The following is a 16,891-nucleotide window of genomic DNA, read 5'->3' as shown; positions in this document are numbered from 1 at the left end:
AGTAAAAATAAACTAGGCGATCATATGATCGCCTATTATAAAAAATCTGCTAACCTTATTGATTTGCAGTAATATAATCGATTGCTGATTGTACTGTTGTGATTTTTTCAGCTTCTTCATCAGGAATTTCTGTATCAAATTCTTCTTCTAAAGCCATAACTAATTCAACTGTATCAAGAGAGTCTGCACCAAGATCTTCAACAAAAGAAGATTCATTTTTAACTTCTTCTTCTTTCACGCCTAGTTGCTCAACAATAATTTTCTTAACTCGCTCTTCAATAATGCTCATACTCTATTTTTTCCTATAAATATCGTCAAAATTGACGGTGGATGTAAGTTTATAAAATGTTGAAAAAGATGCAAATCATTTTTCAACCCAATTGTATAATTTTTACTCAATATCTTGATAGATGGCGTTATTCTACACTATATTGTAGATAATTACACCATATACATGCCGCCATTAACATGTAATGTTTCGCCGGTAATATAAGCAGCTTCATCAGAAGCTAAAAAGGCAACAGCATTGGCAATTTCTGTTGGTTGACCTAATCGACCCGCAGGAACTTGCGCTAAGGTTAATTTTTTTTGTTCATCAGTTAATTCATCGGTCATATCTGTCTCAATAAATCCTGGTGCAACCACATTGACCGTAATACCTCGAGACGCAATTTCACGCGCTAATGATTTGCTAAAACCAATTAAACCAGCCTTAGCCGCAGCATAATTGGCTTGTCCTGCATTACCCATTGTACCAACAACAGATCCAATGGTAATTATTCTACCAAACCGTTTTTTCATCATGGTACGCATTAATGCTTTTGAAAGACGATATACCGAGGTTAGATTGGTGTTTAAAATATCTTGCCATTCATCATCTTTCATGCGCATTAATAAATTATCACGTGTAATACCCGCATTATTAATAAGAATATCAATATCACCAAAGTCATTTTTAACGGCATTTATTACTGATTCAATAGAAGCTTCATCATTTACATTTAATGTATAGCCTTTACCGTGTGAACCTAAATATTGGCTAATTGCTTCAGCACCTTTATCAGTAGTTGCAGTACCAATTACAATTGCACCACACGCTACTAATTTCTCAGCAATAGCCTTACCAATTCCACGACTGGCACCTGTTACTAAAGCGATTTTTCCTGATAAATTCATTTTCTCACCTTATTATGTTATTTTGTTATCTCTAACGTTGCATTTAATGATGCTTTATCATTAACCGCGCTAGCTGTTAATGAATCAATAATTCGTTTTGCAAGACCTGTTAATACTTTTCCAGGCCCCATTTCAACAGTAATTGTCACACCTTGTTTTGCCATTGATTCCATTGTTTGTGTCCAACGAACAGGACTATAAAGTTGTTCAATTAAAGCTTTCTTAATATTTTCAGCCTCTGATTCTATTTTTACATCAACATTGTTAATAACGGCAACGTTTGGCTGATTAAATGTAATATTTTGTAACTCAATCGCTAATTTATCAGCCGCAGGTTTCATTAAAGCACAATGCGATGGGACACTTACAGCAAGTGGTAATGCCCTTTTTGCCCCCATTTCTTTGCATAAAATTGCCGCGCGTTCAACGGCTTCTTTATTGCCCGCAATAACCACTTGCCCTGGAGAGTTAAAATTAACAGGAGAAACTATTTGACCTTGCGAAGCTTGTTGACAGGCATTATCAATAGATTCATTATTAAGACCAATAATTGCATACATAGCACCTGTTCCAGCGGGAACGGCATCTTGCATTAAATGTCCCCGTAATTCAACTAATTTAATAGCATCTTTGAAATCAATGACACCAGCACAAACTAAAGCAGAATATTCACCTAAACTATGACCGGCCATCAAATCAGGCTGACGCCCACCTATTTCATTCCAGACACGGAAAATAGCAACGGACGCAGCCAATAAAGCAGGTTGTGTATTCCATGTTTTATTTAATTCATCAGCCGGCCCTTCTTGCACAAGAGTCCACAAATCATACCCAAGAACAGCTGATGCTTCATCAAATGTGCTTTTAACTATTGCAAAATTCTCAGCAAGATCCTTTAACATACCCACTGATTGAGATCCTTGTCCAGGAAATACCATTGCTAATTTGGTCATTATTAAAATCCTTGAATCATAAATCTTTAAAAAATTATTTTTAGAATCTGACTAATACAGAGCCCCAAACAAAACCACCACCAAACGCTTCTAATAAAATTAATTGTCCCCGTTTGATTCTACCATCGCGTACACCAATATCTAATGCACAAGGCACTGAGGCAGCCGAAGTATTACCTTGTTTATCTAAGGTAACAATGACTTTATCCATATCTAAATTTAAACGTTTTGCAGTTGCTGAAATAATTCTTAAATTAGCTTGATGAGGTACCAACCAATCAAGTTCAGACTTATCTAAATTACTTTCAATAAAAATTTCATCAACTAAATTTGATAATTCTTTAACTGCAACTTTAAATACTTCATTACCTTGCATGGTCATATAAGCAGGATTATTCATATCACGTCTATCAACATTTGGATATTTTAATAATTCACCATAACGACCATCAGCATGTAAATGAGAGGCAATAATACCCGGTTCATCTGATGCGCCAACTAGTACTGCGCCAGCTCCATCACCAAAAATAATCACTGTACCACGATCTGTTGGATCAATACCTCGTGTCAACATATCTGAGCCAACAACTAAAGCATATTTTATAGCTCCACTCTTAATATATTTATCGGCAATATCTAAAGCATAAACGAATCCAGAACAAGCAGCAGAAACATCAAAAGCAATAACATCATTAATGCCTAATTTTGCCTGTAATTCTGTTGCCGCACTTGGAAAAGCATTTATAGCTGAAGCTGTCGCTACAATAATCATACCAATATTATTTTTATCGATATTTGCCATCTCAATGGCATTTTTAGAGGCTTCATACGCCATACTTGTGACAGTTTCTTCTGGAGCGGCAATTCGTCTTTCTTTAATGCCAGTTCGAGTAGTTATCCATTCATCACTGGTATCGACCATTTTTTCAAGATCGGCATTTGTTCTTATTTGTTTTGGAAGATAACTTCCTGTGCCTAATATTTTTGTATACATCAATTTATTCACTCTTAGGTAGAACTGAAGAAAGGCTTATTGAGATCTTCTCAGGTAAATTTGTTTGTATGGCTAAAATGGCGCGTTCAATTGCAGTAAAAAATGATTTTTGATTAGCACTACCATGACTTTTAACAACAATACTTTGCAGCCCAAGTAAACAGGCCCCATTATAGCGTTCAGGCTCTAAATAACCAAAATTTTTTAATACCTTTTTTTTGATCCACTTGTTAAATAATTTAACGATAAAAGATTGACTTGAAGGAAATAATTTAAAAGTTGATATAAAACCATTCATTATTCCTTCTAGTGTTTTAATGGCGACATTTCCTGTAAAACCATCACAAACTATGACATCAGATTTACCCGTCAATAATTCATTACCTTCAATAAAACCGATATAATTCATTTGTGGATTCGTTTTTAACATTTCAGCTGCATCGCGGATATTATCAAACCCTTTGATTTCTTCTTCACCAATATTAAGTAAAGCAACACGCGGTAACTTAATATTTAATATAGTTTTTGCCAAAATTGCACCCATAACCGCAAATTGATTTAACATTTTGCTATCACATTTTGTGTTCGCGCCTAAATCTAACATGATTGTATTTGTGTGATATAAAGAAGGAAAAACAGTTACTAGTGCCGGGCGTAAAATTCCTTGCAATGGATGTAATAATAATTTCGATAAACCTAACAATGCTCCGGTATTACCGGCACTTACACAGGCCTGAGCTTTTTTATCTCGAACTAATTCAAGCGCAACACGCATTGATGATCCATCACTATGTCTAATAGCATAAGCTGGTTTGACTTTATGGGTAATAATAGACGAGGATTCAACAATAACTAAACGATTAGCCTGTAAATATTGATCCACTAATTGTTTCTTTTCTTTAGATAAAAGAACATTAATTTCGGTTGGATCGCCCACCAGAAACAAAGAAAGGTTTTGATAATACTCTAATGCCTGTATTGCGGCAGGAATAACAATACGAGGACCTAAGTCCCCGCTCATCGTATCTAACGCAATCGTTAGATCGTCCAAAATGTCACCTAAGAGATATCTAATTATTTAGTGATGACTTTACGCCCACGATAGTAACCATCAGCGGTTACATGATGGCGTAAATGGGTTTTTCCAGATTCATCAACTGAAATATTTGCAACAGTTAATGCATCATGTGAACGACGCATACCGCGTTTTGAACGAGTTTTACGATTCTGTTGAACAGCCATGGATTTACTCCTTATTCTTTAAACTAGCTAAAATTGCAAATGGATTCGGTTTTTCATCCTCAATAGGAATTTCTCCAAATACCATATCCGCTTCTGACACTTCGCAGTGTTTACTATCATGTACCGGAACAATAGGTAAAGATAAAATAATTTCGTCTTCAATTAACGCTAATATATCCACTTCACCAAACTCATTAGTTAAAACGGGCTCGTAATGTTCTGGTATTGTCTCTGCTTGAGCATCACTCTTAACAGGACTAAATTTATTCGCAATATGAACATGTGTAATAAAAGGTTTAGAACATCGTTGACAAATTTGCTCTAACACAACGTTGGCATCAATTTCGAGTACACAAAGTCTTTGTTCATCAAAATAGAAAGATAAACTACATTCGATATCGCTTTTTGGGTTTTCAACCCTCGTCACCGTTTTTGCTGGATAATAACCAACATAGTCAAGTCTTTTTTGTGCCGCTTTAATCGGGTCAATAGTTAATGGCAATCTATTTTGCATAAGGCGCGCATATTACCCTTAAATGAAAGATTCGTCAATGGGATCATTATAATATAATTGATCAAAATTCTCATTAACCTATTAAAAATTATCTGTATAATCCCAATTGAAATATTTATTTACGATAAAATAATTGATAAGTTATCTAAAAAAGATCTATTTTTGTAAGTTTATAAGACAACATCAAAACATTCTACCTGTGGAGCTTCAACATAAATATCCTGTCTTGAAGAATGATTATCTTTTTTCTCATGAGATGAGATAAATTGTTTAGATTTAAGCCAATTATCAAAATCAGCTTTAGATTGCCATTCAGTATAAGAAGAAAATAACGTGTAATCGTTTTGACTGTCTCCCTGAAGTAAATAAAAACGAATGAATCCAGGCATTTCATGTAAATGACTGTCACGATTTCGCCATATCTCAGTAAATATATCTTCATTCCCTTTTTTAATCTTAAAACGATTCATTGCAATAAACATAAATTTACCTCAAATAATTTTTTGATAAATTGTAACCGAAAAAAAGTGTTATACAAGGGAAGAGTGAAAAAATAACCTTTAATTGCAATAAATTTAACTCATTAAATTTTATTGAGTTCGCATAAATAACTGTTAAAATTTTTAATAAAAGTTATTATCCACACCATCTTAACCATGATATTATTCTTATAATTCAATAATATAGGCATCGAGAGGTAACAATGAAACGTAATAAACTGTTGATAGTTACAAGTATTGTTTTATTTATTATAAGTCTCTTGTTATTAATAGAAGGAGCATGGTTAATTAAACTCGGTGGATCTTGGTATTATTTTATTATGGGTGCTGCAATTTTTATTGTGGCTATTTTCCTGATAAAAAGAAGTATGCATGCCTTAACACTTTTTGCTATAGCCCTTTTTGCCACAACAATATGGTCATTAACCGAAGTAGGTTTAAACTTATGGCAACTTATTCCACGTTTATGGGTTTGGTTTGTTATTGGTATTTTATTATTATTACCTTGGTTTCGAAAACCTTTATTAAATAACGATACACCGCAACATAAAGCTTATTATCTCTCTGCTTCAGTTTTACTTTTAATCAGTGTTTTAATTACTTTTTTTGTCGGCATAGCATCATTATTTATGTCTCCAGGTGTAATTACAGGTGACATTAATAATAAATTAAATACCCATATTAATGCTGATCAAATAGCAGGTGATGAATGGACGGCTTATGGTGGCACTAATGCCGGTCTTCATTATTCATCACTCAATCAAATTACTCCACAAAATATATCTAAACTAAAAGAAGCGTGGCGCATACAAACAGGTGACATGCCGACACTGACAGATCCTGTTGAATTAACTAATGAAAATACGCCATTAAAAGTTAATGATAAACTTTATGCTTGCACAGCACATGGTTGGGTATTAGCGCTTGAGCCTGAAACAGGTAAAACAATTTGGAAATTTAATCCGGCCTTAAATTTAGAAGGTGCAGACTCTTTTCAAGGATGGGCACATATGACTTGTCGAGGTATTTCATATTACGATGCAGATAAATATTTAAAAGATGATCCTATTTCAAAAGTTCCTACACAAGTAAAGGCTAGTAACTGTCCAAAGAGAATATTTTTACCAACTGCTGATGCTCATTTAATTGCGCTTAATGCTGATACAGGTGAATTATGTCAAGATTTTGGAAGGCAAGGTAAAATCGATTTAAAACATAATTTAGGCTCCTTTACACCTGGCGGTTACTATTCTACTTCTCCAGCGTTAGTCACGAAAAATCTAATTATTGTTGGCGGTCATGTTACTGATGATGAATCAATAAGTGAACCTTCTGGTGTTATCCGTGCTTATGATATTAATGATGGACATCTTGTTTGGAATTGGGATAGCGGTAATCCAAATACAACAACACCAATTAAAGACGATGAACATTATGTCCGGAATTCGGCAAACGTTTGGAGCATTATGAGTGCTGATGAACAAAATGGGTTAGTTTATTTGCCATTAGGCAATCAAACTCCTGACCAATATGGCGCTTATCGTACGCCGAGTGCTGAAAAATATTCTTCAGGTATTGTTGCTTTAGATATTGCAACAGGTCAAGTCCGTTGGCACTATCAATTAACGCACCATGATTTATGGGATATGGATGTAGGTAGCCAGCCTGTTCTTATTGATTTAAATATCAAAGAGCAAATTGTACCCGCACTTATTCAGCCAACAAAACAAGGTAGCTTGTATGTCTTTAATCGTATAACTGGACAACCGATTGTACCGATAGAAGAAGTTCCTGCTCCTCAAGGCGCGGTAAAAGGAGACTGGTCTGCTAAAACTCAACCACGCTCTCAATTAAATTTACTTCCTAAATCATTAACCGAGCAGCAAATGTGGGGAGCAACGCCTTTTGATCAACTTAGTTGTCGTATCGCATTTCGATCATTACGTTATGAAGGACAATATACCCCGCCATCTTTACAAGGTAGTCTTATTTATCCCGGTAATGTAGGGGTATTTAATTGGGGTGGGATTGCAATTGATCCGCAAAGACAAATTATATTTACCAGTCCTAATTATATGGCATTTGTCTCAAAATTAATTCCTCAGCAAAAGATTACCAAAGACTTTAAACAAGCTGCTGAAGGGGAGGGATTACAACCTAATAAAGGCGCACCTTACGCTGTTGTATTACATCCATTTTTATCGTTAGTTAAATTCCCATGCCAAGCCCCATCATGGGGTGACGTTGCAGGTGTTGATTTAACAAGTTTTAGCATTAAATGGAAACACCCAAATGGTACATCTCGTGATAATACGCCAATTATTCCATTAGCTTTCCCTGTTGGTGTCCCTGCTATGGGTGGCCCAATGACAACTGCTAGCGGTGTTACTTTTTTGAGTGCCACATTAGATCAATATATAAGGGGTTATGATATAACAAACGGTAAAGAAATCTGGCATGCTCGAATACCTGCCGGTGGTCAAGCAACACCAATGACATACAAAGGAAAAGATGGAAAACAATATGTAGTATTAGTTGTCGGTGGGCATGGCTCTTTCGGCACTAAGATGGGTGATTACATTATTGCTTATAGTTTAGAAGATAATTAACAATTATCTTCTATCCAAACCTTTGTGCTATCCCAATTTAGGGATAGCATTCATTCTTTTGTTTCAATCATGCCAAATATTATTTTTATGAATTAATCCAATAAAAATTAGAATTCTTCAACTTACCATCATTTTATTAAACTCTTGTTATTTCTTATTAACATAATTTATCGTATTTAATTTTAATTTAGTATTTTATCTATTTTTGATCTTCAATATTTAACAAATTTTAGACAAAAAAATAGCACGCCAAGCGTGCTATTTTCATAAACCAATTTTTTATAATATTGGTTTTAAAAGTACAAGAAAATTAGTTTTCTTCTGTTGAATTAAGTAATTCAGCTAAGTTGGCTGTTGCTTCTTCGGCAGAAATCGTCGTACTTTCAACTTCTTCATTTACCGCTAAAGCACGTTTACGTAAACGTTCTTTATGATAAGCATAACCCGTACCCGCTGGAATCAATCGACCAACAATAACGTTTTCTTTAAGTCCACGTAATTCATCATTTTTACCCGCAACAGCAGCTTCTGTTAACACGCGAGTTGTTTCTTGGAACGATGCTGCAGAAATAAATGACTCAGTAGTTAAAGATGCTTTAGTAATACCTAATAAATCGTGTAAATAAACAATTGGCTCTTTGTTTTGAGCTTCAAGTTCACGGTTAATAATTTTCAAACGTGATACTTCAAGTTGTTCACCTTCAAGTAAACGAGAATCACCAGGATGAATAACAGTTGCTTTACGTAACATTTGACGCACAATGACTTCAATATGTTTATCATTGATTTTTACACCTTGCAAACGATAAACTTCTTGAACTTCATTGACTATATAACGTGTTACTGCATTCACACCACGCAGACGTAAGATATCATGCGCAGATTCAGGGCCATCGGAAATCACATCACCACGACCAACTTGTTCACCTTCAAACACATTAAGTTGACGCCATTTAGGAATCATCTCTTCGTAAGGTTCACTACCATCAAGTGGTGTTATGATTAATCGACGCTTACCTTTGGTTTCTTTACCAAACGAAACAATACCATCGACTTCAGCAAGTATCGCTGGCTCTTTAGGTTTACGTGCTTCAAATAGATCAGCAACTCGTGGTAAACCACCTGTAATATCTTTGGTACCGACAGATGCTTGAGGAATACGAGCAAGCGTATCACCTGTATTAATTTGTGCGCCATCATCTAATTGTACAAGGGCTTTACCTGGTAAGAAGTACTGCGCCAACATTTCTGTTCCATCAAGATAAATATCTTGACCTTTCGCATCAACAATCTTAATTGCAGGTCGTAAATCTTTACCAACACCAGTACGTTCGGCAACGTCAAGCACTACGATAGATGATAAACCTGTTAATTCATCTGTTTGACGAGTAATAGTTTGACCATCAATCATATCAACAAATTGAATGAAACCTTTCGCTTCTGAGATAACTGGCATAGTATGCGGATCCCAATTAGCAATAGTTTCACCAGCATCAACCTTGGCGCTATCGCCTTTAGCTAAAATCGAGCCATAAGGAACTTTATAAGTTTCTTTCATTCGACCAAAGTCATCGATGATAGTTAACTCAGCATTACGAGATGTAATCACCAATTTATTATCAGGATTAATAACAAATTTCGCGTTAGCTAATTTGATTTGACCTTTATTTTTTACTTGAATGCTTGATTCAGCTGCTGCTCTTGATGCCGCACCACCGATATGGAACGTACGCATGGTTAACTGTGTACCAGGTTCACCAATTGATTGCGCAGCAATAACACCGATAGCTTCACCTTTATTAACAAGGTGACCTCGTGCTAAATCACGACCATAACATTTTGCACATACACCAAAATCAGTATCACAAGATACAACTGAACGTACTTTGACACTATCAACAGATTCAGTTTCAAGTAAATCACAATAGTTTTCATCTAAAAGTGTATTACGAGGAATAAGCACATCAGCAGATCCTGGTTTTAATACATCTTCAGCCGTTACACGACCAAGAACACGGTCACGAAGTGGTTCTTTAACATCACCGCCTTCAATAACTGGTGTCATAACAACACCTTCTAATGTGCCACAATCGTCTTCAACCACAACCAGATCTTGAGCCACATCGACTAAACGACGTGTTAAATAACCTGAGTTTGCTGTTTTTAATGCGGTATCGGCTAAACCTTTACGCGCACCATGAGTTGAAATAAAGTACTGAAGTACGTTTAATCCTTCACGGAAGTTTGCCGTAATTGGTGTTTCAATAATAGAACCATCTGGTTTTGCCATTAATCCACGCATACCGGCTAACTGACGAATCTGTGCGGCTGAACCACGTGCGCCAGAATCAGCCATCATATAAATGCTATTAAATGATGATTGAGTTTCTTCTTTACCTTCACGATCAATTACTGTTTCGGTAGATAGGTTATCCATCATTGCTTTAGCAACGCGTTCATTGGCTGCGGCCCAAATATCGATAACTTTGTTATAACGTTCACCCGCAGTCACTAAACCAGATTGGAATTGTTCCTGAATTTCAGCAACTTCGGCTTCAGCATCATTAATAATTTGTGTCTTTTTAGCTGGGATTTCCATATCATCAATACCAACTGATACACCCGAACGAGCTGCATAAGCAAAACCGGTGTACATAATTTGGTCAGCTAAAATAACGGTATCTTTCATACCTAATTGGCGATAACAAATATTTAAAATTTTAGATATCGCTTTTTTACCTAATGGCTGGTTAATAACCGAGAAATTCATACCTTTCGGCATAATCAACCATAAAATAGCGCGTCCAACCGTCGTATCAACGACTGACGTAGTTTCTTCCCATTCACCAAGGTTATTACGATGGCTTTCAGTAATACGTACTTTCACACGTGCATGTAATTCAACAAGACCTAAACGATACAGTTTTTCTGCCTCTTTAGGACCGGTTAAAATCATGCCTTCGCCTTTAGCGTTAATTTTATCGCGCGTCATATAATAAAGACCTAATACCACGTCCTGTGACGGAACAATAATAGGCTCACCACTTGCTGGTGAAAGGATATTATTAGTCGACATCATTAAAGCACGCGCTTCAAGTTGCGCTTCAAGCGTTAATGGTACGTGCACAGCCATTTGGTCACCATCGAAGTCAGCATTAAATGCCGCACAAACTAATGGATGTAATTGGATAGCTTTACCTTCAATTAGAATAGGCTCAAAAGCTTGAATACCTAGTCTATGAAGTGTTGGTGCACGGTTAAGTAACACGGGATGCTCACGGATAACTTCATCTAAGATATCCCAAACAATGGCATCTTCGCGTTCAACCATTTTTTTCGCTGCTTTAATGGTTGTGGCATAACCACGGCGTTCTAATTTACCATAAATAAATGGTTTAAATAACTCAAGTGCCATCTTTTTCGGTAAACCACATTGGTGTAAATGCAAGTATGGACCAACGGTAATAACAGAACGACCAGAATAGTCAACGCGTTTACCTAATAGATTCTGACGGAAACGACCTTGCTTACCTTTAATCATATCAGCAAGTGATTTTAATGGACGTTTATTTGAACCTGTAATTGCACGACCACGACGACCATTATCTAATAAAGCATCAACTGACTCTTGTAACATACGTTTTTCATTACGTACGATAATATCTGGTGCCGCTAAATCTAATAAACGTTTTAAACGGTTATTACGGTTAATCACACGTCGATATAAATCATTTAAATCAGATGTTGCAAAACGGCCACCATCAAGTGGTACTAATGGACGTAAATCCGGTGGTAACACAGGTAATACATTTAAGATCATCCATTCAGGTTTATTTTCTGATTGAATAAAGGCTTCAATGATCTTAATACGTTTAGTTAATTTTTTACGTTTAGTTTCAGAATTTGTTGTTTCAAGTTCGTCACGCAATGTTTCACATTCCGCTTGCATATCAATATTACGAAGTAATTCTTGAATTGCTTCAGCACCCATGCGTGCATCAAATTCATCACCAAATTCTTCTAATGCATCTAAATACTGTTCTTCAGTTAAAATTTGTCCACGTTCTAAATTTGTCATGCCACCATCAAGCACCATGAAAGATTCAAAATAAAGAACACGTTCAATATCGCGTAAAGGCATATCTAATAATAAACCAATACGAGATGGTAATGATTTTAAAAACCAGATATGTGCTGTTGGTGATGCAAGCTCAATATGTCCCATACGTTCGCGACGTACTTTAGCTTGAGTGACTTCAACACCACATTTTTCACAGATCACACCACGATGTTTTAAACGTTTATATTTTCCACACAAACATTCATAATCTTTTACTGGTCCAAAGATACGCGCACAAAATAAGCCGTCACGTTCAGGTTTAAATGTACGGTAATTAATTGTTTCTGGTTTTTTAACTTCACCAAAAGACCATGAACGAATCATATCAGGAGAGGCAAGTCCTATCTTGATAGCATCAAAATCTTCAGTTTTTGTTTGTGCTTTAAGAAACTTTAATAAGTCTTTCACAATTGGCTCCTATGGAGTTAAACCAATTGGATAACTTATCATTTCTGATAAGTTATCCGTATAAATAGAAATCATTTTAATTAGTTGTTAAATAAAACGATCTAATTACTCTTCATCTAATTCGATATTAATACCAAGCGAACGAATTTCTTTTAACAATACGTTGAAAGATTCTGGAATCGCAGGTTCCATACGATGATCACCATCTACAATGTTTTTGTACATTTTTGTACGGCCATTCACATCATCCGATTTCACAGTTAACATTTCTTGTAAAGTATAGGCTGCACCATAAGCTTCAAGCGCCCAAACTTCCATCTCACCGAAACGTTGTCCACCAAATTGAGCTTTACCACCCAATGGTTGTTGTGTAACCAAACTATATGAACCTGTAGAACGAGCATGCATCTTATCATCAACTAAGTGATTCAATTTCAGCATATACATATAACCTACAGTAACTGGGCGTTCAAATTTTTCCCCCGTACGACCATCATAAAGCACAATTTGACCAGAAGTTGGTAAATCACCAAGTTCAAGCAATGCTTTAATTTCTTGCTCTTTAGCACCATCAAATACAGGTGTTGCAAGCGGCATACCGTTACGTAAGTTTTGTGCAAGTGTTCTCACTTCTTGATCGGTAAACTCAGCCACATTCACTTCTTGCGCTGCACCTAAACCAAGATCATACGCTTTTTGAATAAATTCACGTAATTTTGCAAGTTCTTGTTGCTCTTTTAACATCGTATCAATCTTGATACCAATACCTTTTGCCGCCATACCTAAATGAGTTTCAAGTATTTGTCCAATGTTCATACGAGATGGAACACCTAATGGATTTAATACGATATCGACAGGTCGACCTTGTTCATCATATGGCATATCTTCAATAGGATTGATTTTTGAAATAACCCCTTTATTACCATGACGACCTGCCATTTTATCACCCGGCTGGATTTGGCGTTTTACAGCTAAATAAACTTTAACGATTTTCAGCACACCAGGTTGTAAATCATCACCTTGTGTAATCTTCATGCGTTTCGCTTCAAGTTTTTTATTAAACTCTGCTTTTATTTCATCATGTTGTTGAGCTAACTGTTCTAACTGAGCTTGTTTATCTTCGTCAGTTAAACCAATGGTTAACCATTTTTCACGAGATAAGGCATCTAATTTTTCGGCAGTAATTCCACCAGAAATTAAAACTTCACGAATACGTGCAAATAATGCAGCTTCTAAAATCTTTAACTCTTCTGTTAAATCTTTACGAGCCTGTTTAAGTTGCATCTCTTCAATTTCAAGTGCACGTTTGTCTTTTAAAACACCATCACGTGTGAAAACTTGAACATCAATTACTGTTCCTGATACGCCATTTGGTACACGTAAAGACGTATCTTTAACATCTGATGCTTTTTCACCAAAAATAGCTCGTAATAGTTTTTCTTCTGGCGTTAGTTGTGTTTCGCCTTTTGGCGTTACTTTACCAACTAAGATATCGCCACCTTTGACTTCAGCACCAATATAAACAATACCTGATTCATCAAGTTTAGATAATGCTGCTTCACCAACATTAGGGATATCCGCTGTAATTTCTTCGGCACCTAATTTTGTATCGCGTGAAATACATGATAATTCTTGAATGTGGATTGATGTAAAGCGATCATCTTGCACGACTTTTTCAGAAACTAAAATGGAGTCTTCAAAGTTATAACCATTCCAAGGCATAAATGCGACTCGCATATTTTGCCCAAGAGCAAGTTCACCTAAATCGGTAGATGGACCATCCGCTAACACATCACCACGCTCTACTTTTTCACCCAACTCAATACATGGTATTTGGTTAATACAAGTATTTTGGTTTGAACGGGTATATTTTGTTAAATTATAAATATCAATGCCTGCTTCACCCGCATACATTTCATCAGGATTAACATTAATTACAATACGTGAAGCATCAACATACTGAACAACACCACCACGACGGGCAACTGCAGTTACACCTGAGTCAACCGCAACAGCGCGTTCCATACCTGTTCCAACGAATGGTTTTTCAGCTTTTAATGTTGGCACCGCTTGACGTTGCATGTTTGCACCCATCAATGCACGGTTCGCATCATCATGTTCTAGGAACGGAATTAATGAAGCACCCACCGAAACGATTTGCTGTGTTGATACGTCCATATAATTGACTTGATCAGGGCTATATAGTCCTGATTCACCATTTAAACGACAAGTAACTAAATCTTCTTTAAAATGTCCATTTTCATCTAGATTTGAGTTAGCCTGCGCAATAACAAACTCACTTTCATCAATTGCAGACAAATAATTAATTTCATCTGTCACAACACCTTCAATCACTCGTCGATATGGCGTTTCAAGGAAACCATATTCATTGGTGCGTGCATAAACTGCTAACGAGTTAATCAAACCAATGTTCGGTCCTTCAGGTGTTTCAATTGGACACACTCGCCCATAATGCGTTGGATGTACGTCTCGAACTTCAAATCCTGCACGTTCACGCGTTAAACCACCTGGCCCTAATGCTGAAATACGACGTTTATGGGTAATTTCAGATAATGGGTTATTTTGATCCATAAATTGTGATAATTGGCTTGAACCAAAAAATTCACGAATCGCTGCTGAAATTGGTTTCGCATTAATCATATCTTGTGGCATTAACGAATCAAGATCACCTAAAGATAAACGCTCTTTTACAGCACGCTCAACACGTACTAAACCAATACGGAATTGGTTTTCTGCCATTTCGCCAACACTACGAATACGACGATTACCTAAATGGTCAATATCATCAACATCACCATGACCATTACGGATAGCAATTAATTTCTTCATGACTTCAACTATATCGTTTTTAGTAAGAACACTCTCACCTTCGATATCTTCACGTCCTAAAGAACGATTGAATTTCATTCGTCCAACTGCTGATAAATCATAACGTTCGTCAGAGAAGAATAAATTATCAAATAATGCCTCAGCTGCTTCTTTTGTTGGTGGCTCACCTGGTCGCATCATACGATAAATTTCAACCAGTGCCCCTAATCTATCGCGCGTTGAATCAACATTTAACGTTTCAGAAATAAATGAACCATGATCTAAATCATTAGTGAATAAGGTTTCAATTCGTTTAAAACCGGCATTAGATAACGCAACTAATAAATCAAGTGAAATTGGCGTATTTGCCGCAGCAATAATTTCACCGGTACTTTCATCGACATAATTTTTAGCTAATACTTTATTTACGATATATTCTACAGGTACATCGATTTTACTAATTTTATCTTTTTCAAATTCACGAATATGCCTTGCTGTAATTCGACGACCTTTTTCAACATAAACTTTGCCTTTCGCTTCAATGTCAAATAAGGCGGTTTCGCCACGTAAACGTTCTGGAACAAGATCCATTTTTAATTTCGATTTACCGATTTCAAAAATATTTTTCTCAAAGAAAATATCTAAAATCTCTTCTGTTTCAAAACCTAAAGCACGTAAAATAACAGTTGCAGGTAATTTACGACGACGATCAATACGAGCAAAAAGGTTATCTTTTGGATCAAATTCAAAATCAAGCCAAGAGCCACGATAAGGAATAATTCGAGCGTTATATAAAACTTTACCAGAAGAATGTGTTTTACCTTTATCACTGTCAAAGAACACACCCGGGCTACGATGTAATTGTGAGACGATAACACGCTCAGTTCCATTAATTACAAAAGTACCATTTTCTGTCATTAGCGGGATTTCACCCATATAAACATCTTGTTCTTTGATGTCTTTTACTGTACCTTCTGGCGCATCTTTATCATAAATAACTAAACGTAATTTCACGCGTAATGGCGCTGAGTATGTGATGCCTCTAATTTGACATTCTGTTACATCAAATACAGGTTCGCCCATCTTAAAGCTGACGTATTGTAATTCTGCATTACCACTATAACTTTTTATCGGAAATATTGAACGAAATGCAGCTTCAAGACCATATTGACCTTCTGGATCTTGTTCAATAAATTTCTGGAACGAATCAAGTTGAATAGAAAGAAGATACGGTATATCCAAGACTTGTGGACGCTTACCAAAATTCTTACGAATTCGTTTTTTCTCGGTATAAGAGTAAACCATTAGTTCCTCAACTTGCTTATCTGCTAATTAGCATGATTAAATATTCATCAGGAATCTTTTATTAATAATAAATCCTGACACCTCATCGAAAATATCTATAAATATCAATTGATTAGGCTTAATAAATATACTATTTCTTGAATACTTTATATTGATAGTCTTAAAATAAAACTCTTTGATTTTTTATAGCGCAAAAAGGCTGGAGGTAAAAAACCCCCAGCCATTTATGAAATTATCGAAA

General features: G+C 35.9%; 11 protein-coding genes. 1 reads left to right on the top strand and 10 read right to left on the bottom strand.

Annotation, left to right across the window (positions count from 1 at the left end; all coding sequences use genetic code 11):
- Window positions 1-55: 55 nt before the first annotated feature.
- The 8 genes from acpP to ACSYSW_RS01590 all read right to left on the bottom strand — a co-directional run bounded on the left by acpP (window position 56) and on the right by ACSYSW_RS01590 (window position 5,361).
- Window positions 56-289, bottom strand: coding sequence for an acyl carrier protein (gene acpP, locus ACSYSW_RS01625; protein WP_491705002.1), 234 nt, complete (start codon window positions 287-289; stop codon window positions 56-58).
- A 152-nt stretch (window positions 290-441) separates the two neighbouring features.
- Window positions 442-1,176, bottom strand: coding sequence for a 3-oxoacyl-ACP reductase FabG (gene fabG / locus ACSYSW_RS01620; RefSeq protein ID WP_491705003.1), 735 nt, complete (start codon window positions 1,174-1,176; stop codon window positions 442-444).
- 17 nt (window positions 1,177-1,193) lie between these two features.
- Window positions 1,194-2,129, bottom strand: a complete 936-nt coding sequence (gene fabD, locus ACSYSW_RS01615; RefSeq protein ID WP_491705004.1) for an ACP S-malonyltransferase — start codon at window positions 2,127-2,129, stop codon at window positions 1,194-1,196.
- A gap of 40 nt (window positions 2,130-2,169) precedes the next feature.
- Entirely contained in the window at window positions 2,170-3,123 is a 954-nt protein-coding gene (locus ACSYSW_RS01610; protein ID WP_491705005.1) for a beta-ketoacyl-ACP synthase III, read from the bottom strand.
- 4 nt (window positions 3,124-3,127) lie between these two features.
- A complete protein-coding gene (plsX, locus tag ACSYSW_RS01605) occupies window positions 3,128-4,174 on the bottom strand; it encodes a phosphate acyltransferase PlsX (RefSeq protein ID WP_491705006.1) in 1,047 nt (348 codons plus the stop codon).
- 23 nt (window positions 4,175-4,197) lie between these two features.
- On the bottom strand, window positions 4,198-4,365 hold the full coding sequence (gene rpmF / locus ACSYSW_RS01600; RefSeq protein WP_491705007.1) for a 50S ribosomal protein L32: 168 nt from the start codon (window positions 4,363-4,365) through the stop codon (window positions 4,198-4,200).
- A gap of 4 nt (window positions 4,366-4,369) precedes the next feature.
- Complete coding sequence (gene yceD, locus ACSYSW_RS01595; protein WP_491705008.1) at window positions 4,370-4,879, bottom strand: 23S rRNA accumulation protein YceD; 510 nt, start codon at window positions 4,877-4,879, stop codon at window positions 4,370-4,372.
- 170 nt (window positions 4,880-5,049) lie between these two features.
- Window positions 5,050-5,361: an antibiotic biosynthesis monooxygenase family protein gene (locus ACSYSW_RS01590; RefSeq protein WP_491705009.1), complete on the bottom strand. Its 312-nt coding sequence runs from the start codon at window positions 5,359-5,361 to the stop codon at window positions 5,050-5,052.
- A 221-nt stretch (window positions 5,362-5,582) separates the two neighbouring features.
- Here ACSYSW_RS01590 and ACSYSW_RS01585 point away from each other — a divergent pair, with 221 nt between their 5' ends.
- A complete protein-coding gene (locus ACSYSW_RS01585; RefSeq protein ID WP_491705010.1) occupies window positions 5,583-7,988 on the top strand; it encodes a glucose/quinate/shikimate family membrane-bound PQQ-dependent dehydrogenase in 2,406 nt (801 codons plus the stop codon).
- 310 nt (window positions 7,989-8,298) lie between these two features.
- Here ACSYSW_RS01585 and rpoC read toward each other — a convergent pair whose 3' ends face one another.
- Both rpoC and rpoB read right to left on the bottom strand, forming a co-directional pair.
- Window positions 8,299-12,516, bottom strand: a complete 4,218-nt coding sequence (gene rpoC / locus ACSYSW_RS01580) for a DNA-directed RNA polymerase subunit beta' (protein WP_491705011.1) — start codon at window positions 12,514-12,516, stop codon at window positions 8,299-8,301.
- 105 nt (window positions 12,517-12,621) lie between these two features.
- On the bottom strand, window positions 12,622-16,650 hold the full coding sequence (gene rpoB / locus ACSYSW_RS01575) for a DNA-directed RNA polymerase subunit beta (protein ID WP_491705012.1): 4,029 nt from the start codon (window positions 16,648-16,650) through the stop codon (window positions 12,622-12,624).
- Between the last annotated feature and the right edge of the window lie 241 nt (window positions 16,651-16,891).

The sequence above is a fragment of the Gilliamella sp. ESL1225 genome (genome assembly GCF_058502635.1).
The sequence above is the reverse complement of the archived record's forward strand: the minus strand, read 5'-3'. Positions and strand labels throughout refer to the sequence as shown.

What these genes read in the sequence shown, in the direction of transcription:
- acpP (WP_491705002.1), bottom strand. Translation starts at nt 289, where the DNA reads ATGAGCATTATTGAAGAGCGAGTTAAGAAAATTATTGTTGAGCAACTA.
- fabG (WP_491705003.1), bottom strand. Translation starts at nt 1,176, where the DNA reads ATGAATTTATCAGGAAAAATCGCTTTAGTAACAGGTGCCAGTCGTGGA.
- fabD (WP_491705004.1), bottom strand. Translation starts at nt 2,129, where the DNA reads ATGACCAAATTAGCAATGGTATTTCCTGGACAAGGATCTCAATCAGTG.
- ACSYSW_RS01610 (WP_491705005.1), bottom strand. Translation starts at nt 3,123, where the DNA reads ATGTATACAAAAATATTAGGCACAGGAAGTTATCTTCCAAAACAAATA.
- rpmF (WP_491705007.1), bottom strand. Translation starts at nt 4,365, where the DNA reads ATGGCTGTTCAACAGAATCGTAAAACTCGTTCAAAACGCGGTATGCGT.
- yceD (WP_491705008.1), bottom strand. Translation starts at nt 4,879, where the DNA reads ATGCAAAATAGATTGCCATTAACTATTGACCCGATTAAAGCGGCACAA.
- ACSYSW_RS01590 (WP_491705009.1), bottom strand. Translation starts at nt 5,361, where the DNA reads ATGTTTATTGCAATGAATCGTTTTAAGATTAAAAAAGGGAATGAAGAT.
- ACSYSW_RS01585 (WP_491705010.1), top strand. Translation starts at nt 5,583, where the DNA reads ATGAAACGTAATAAACTGTTGATAGTTACAAGTATTGTTTTATTTATT.
- rpoB (WP_491705012.1), bottom strand. Translation starts at nt 16,650, where the DNA reads ATGGTTTACTCTTATACCGAGAAAAAACGAATTCGTAAGAATTTTGGT.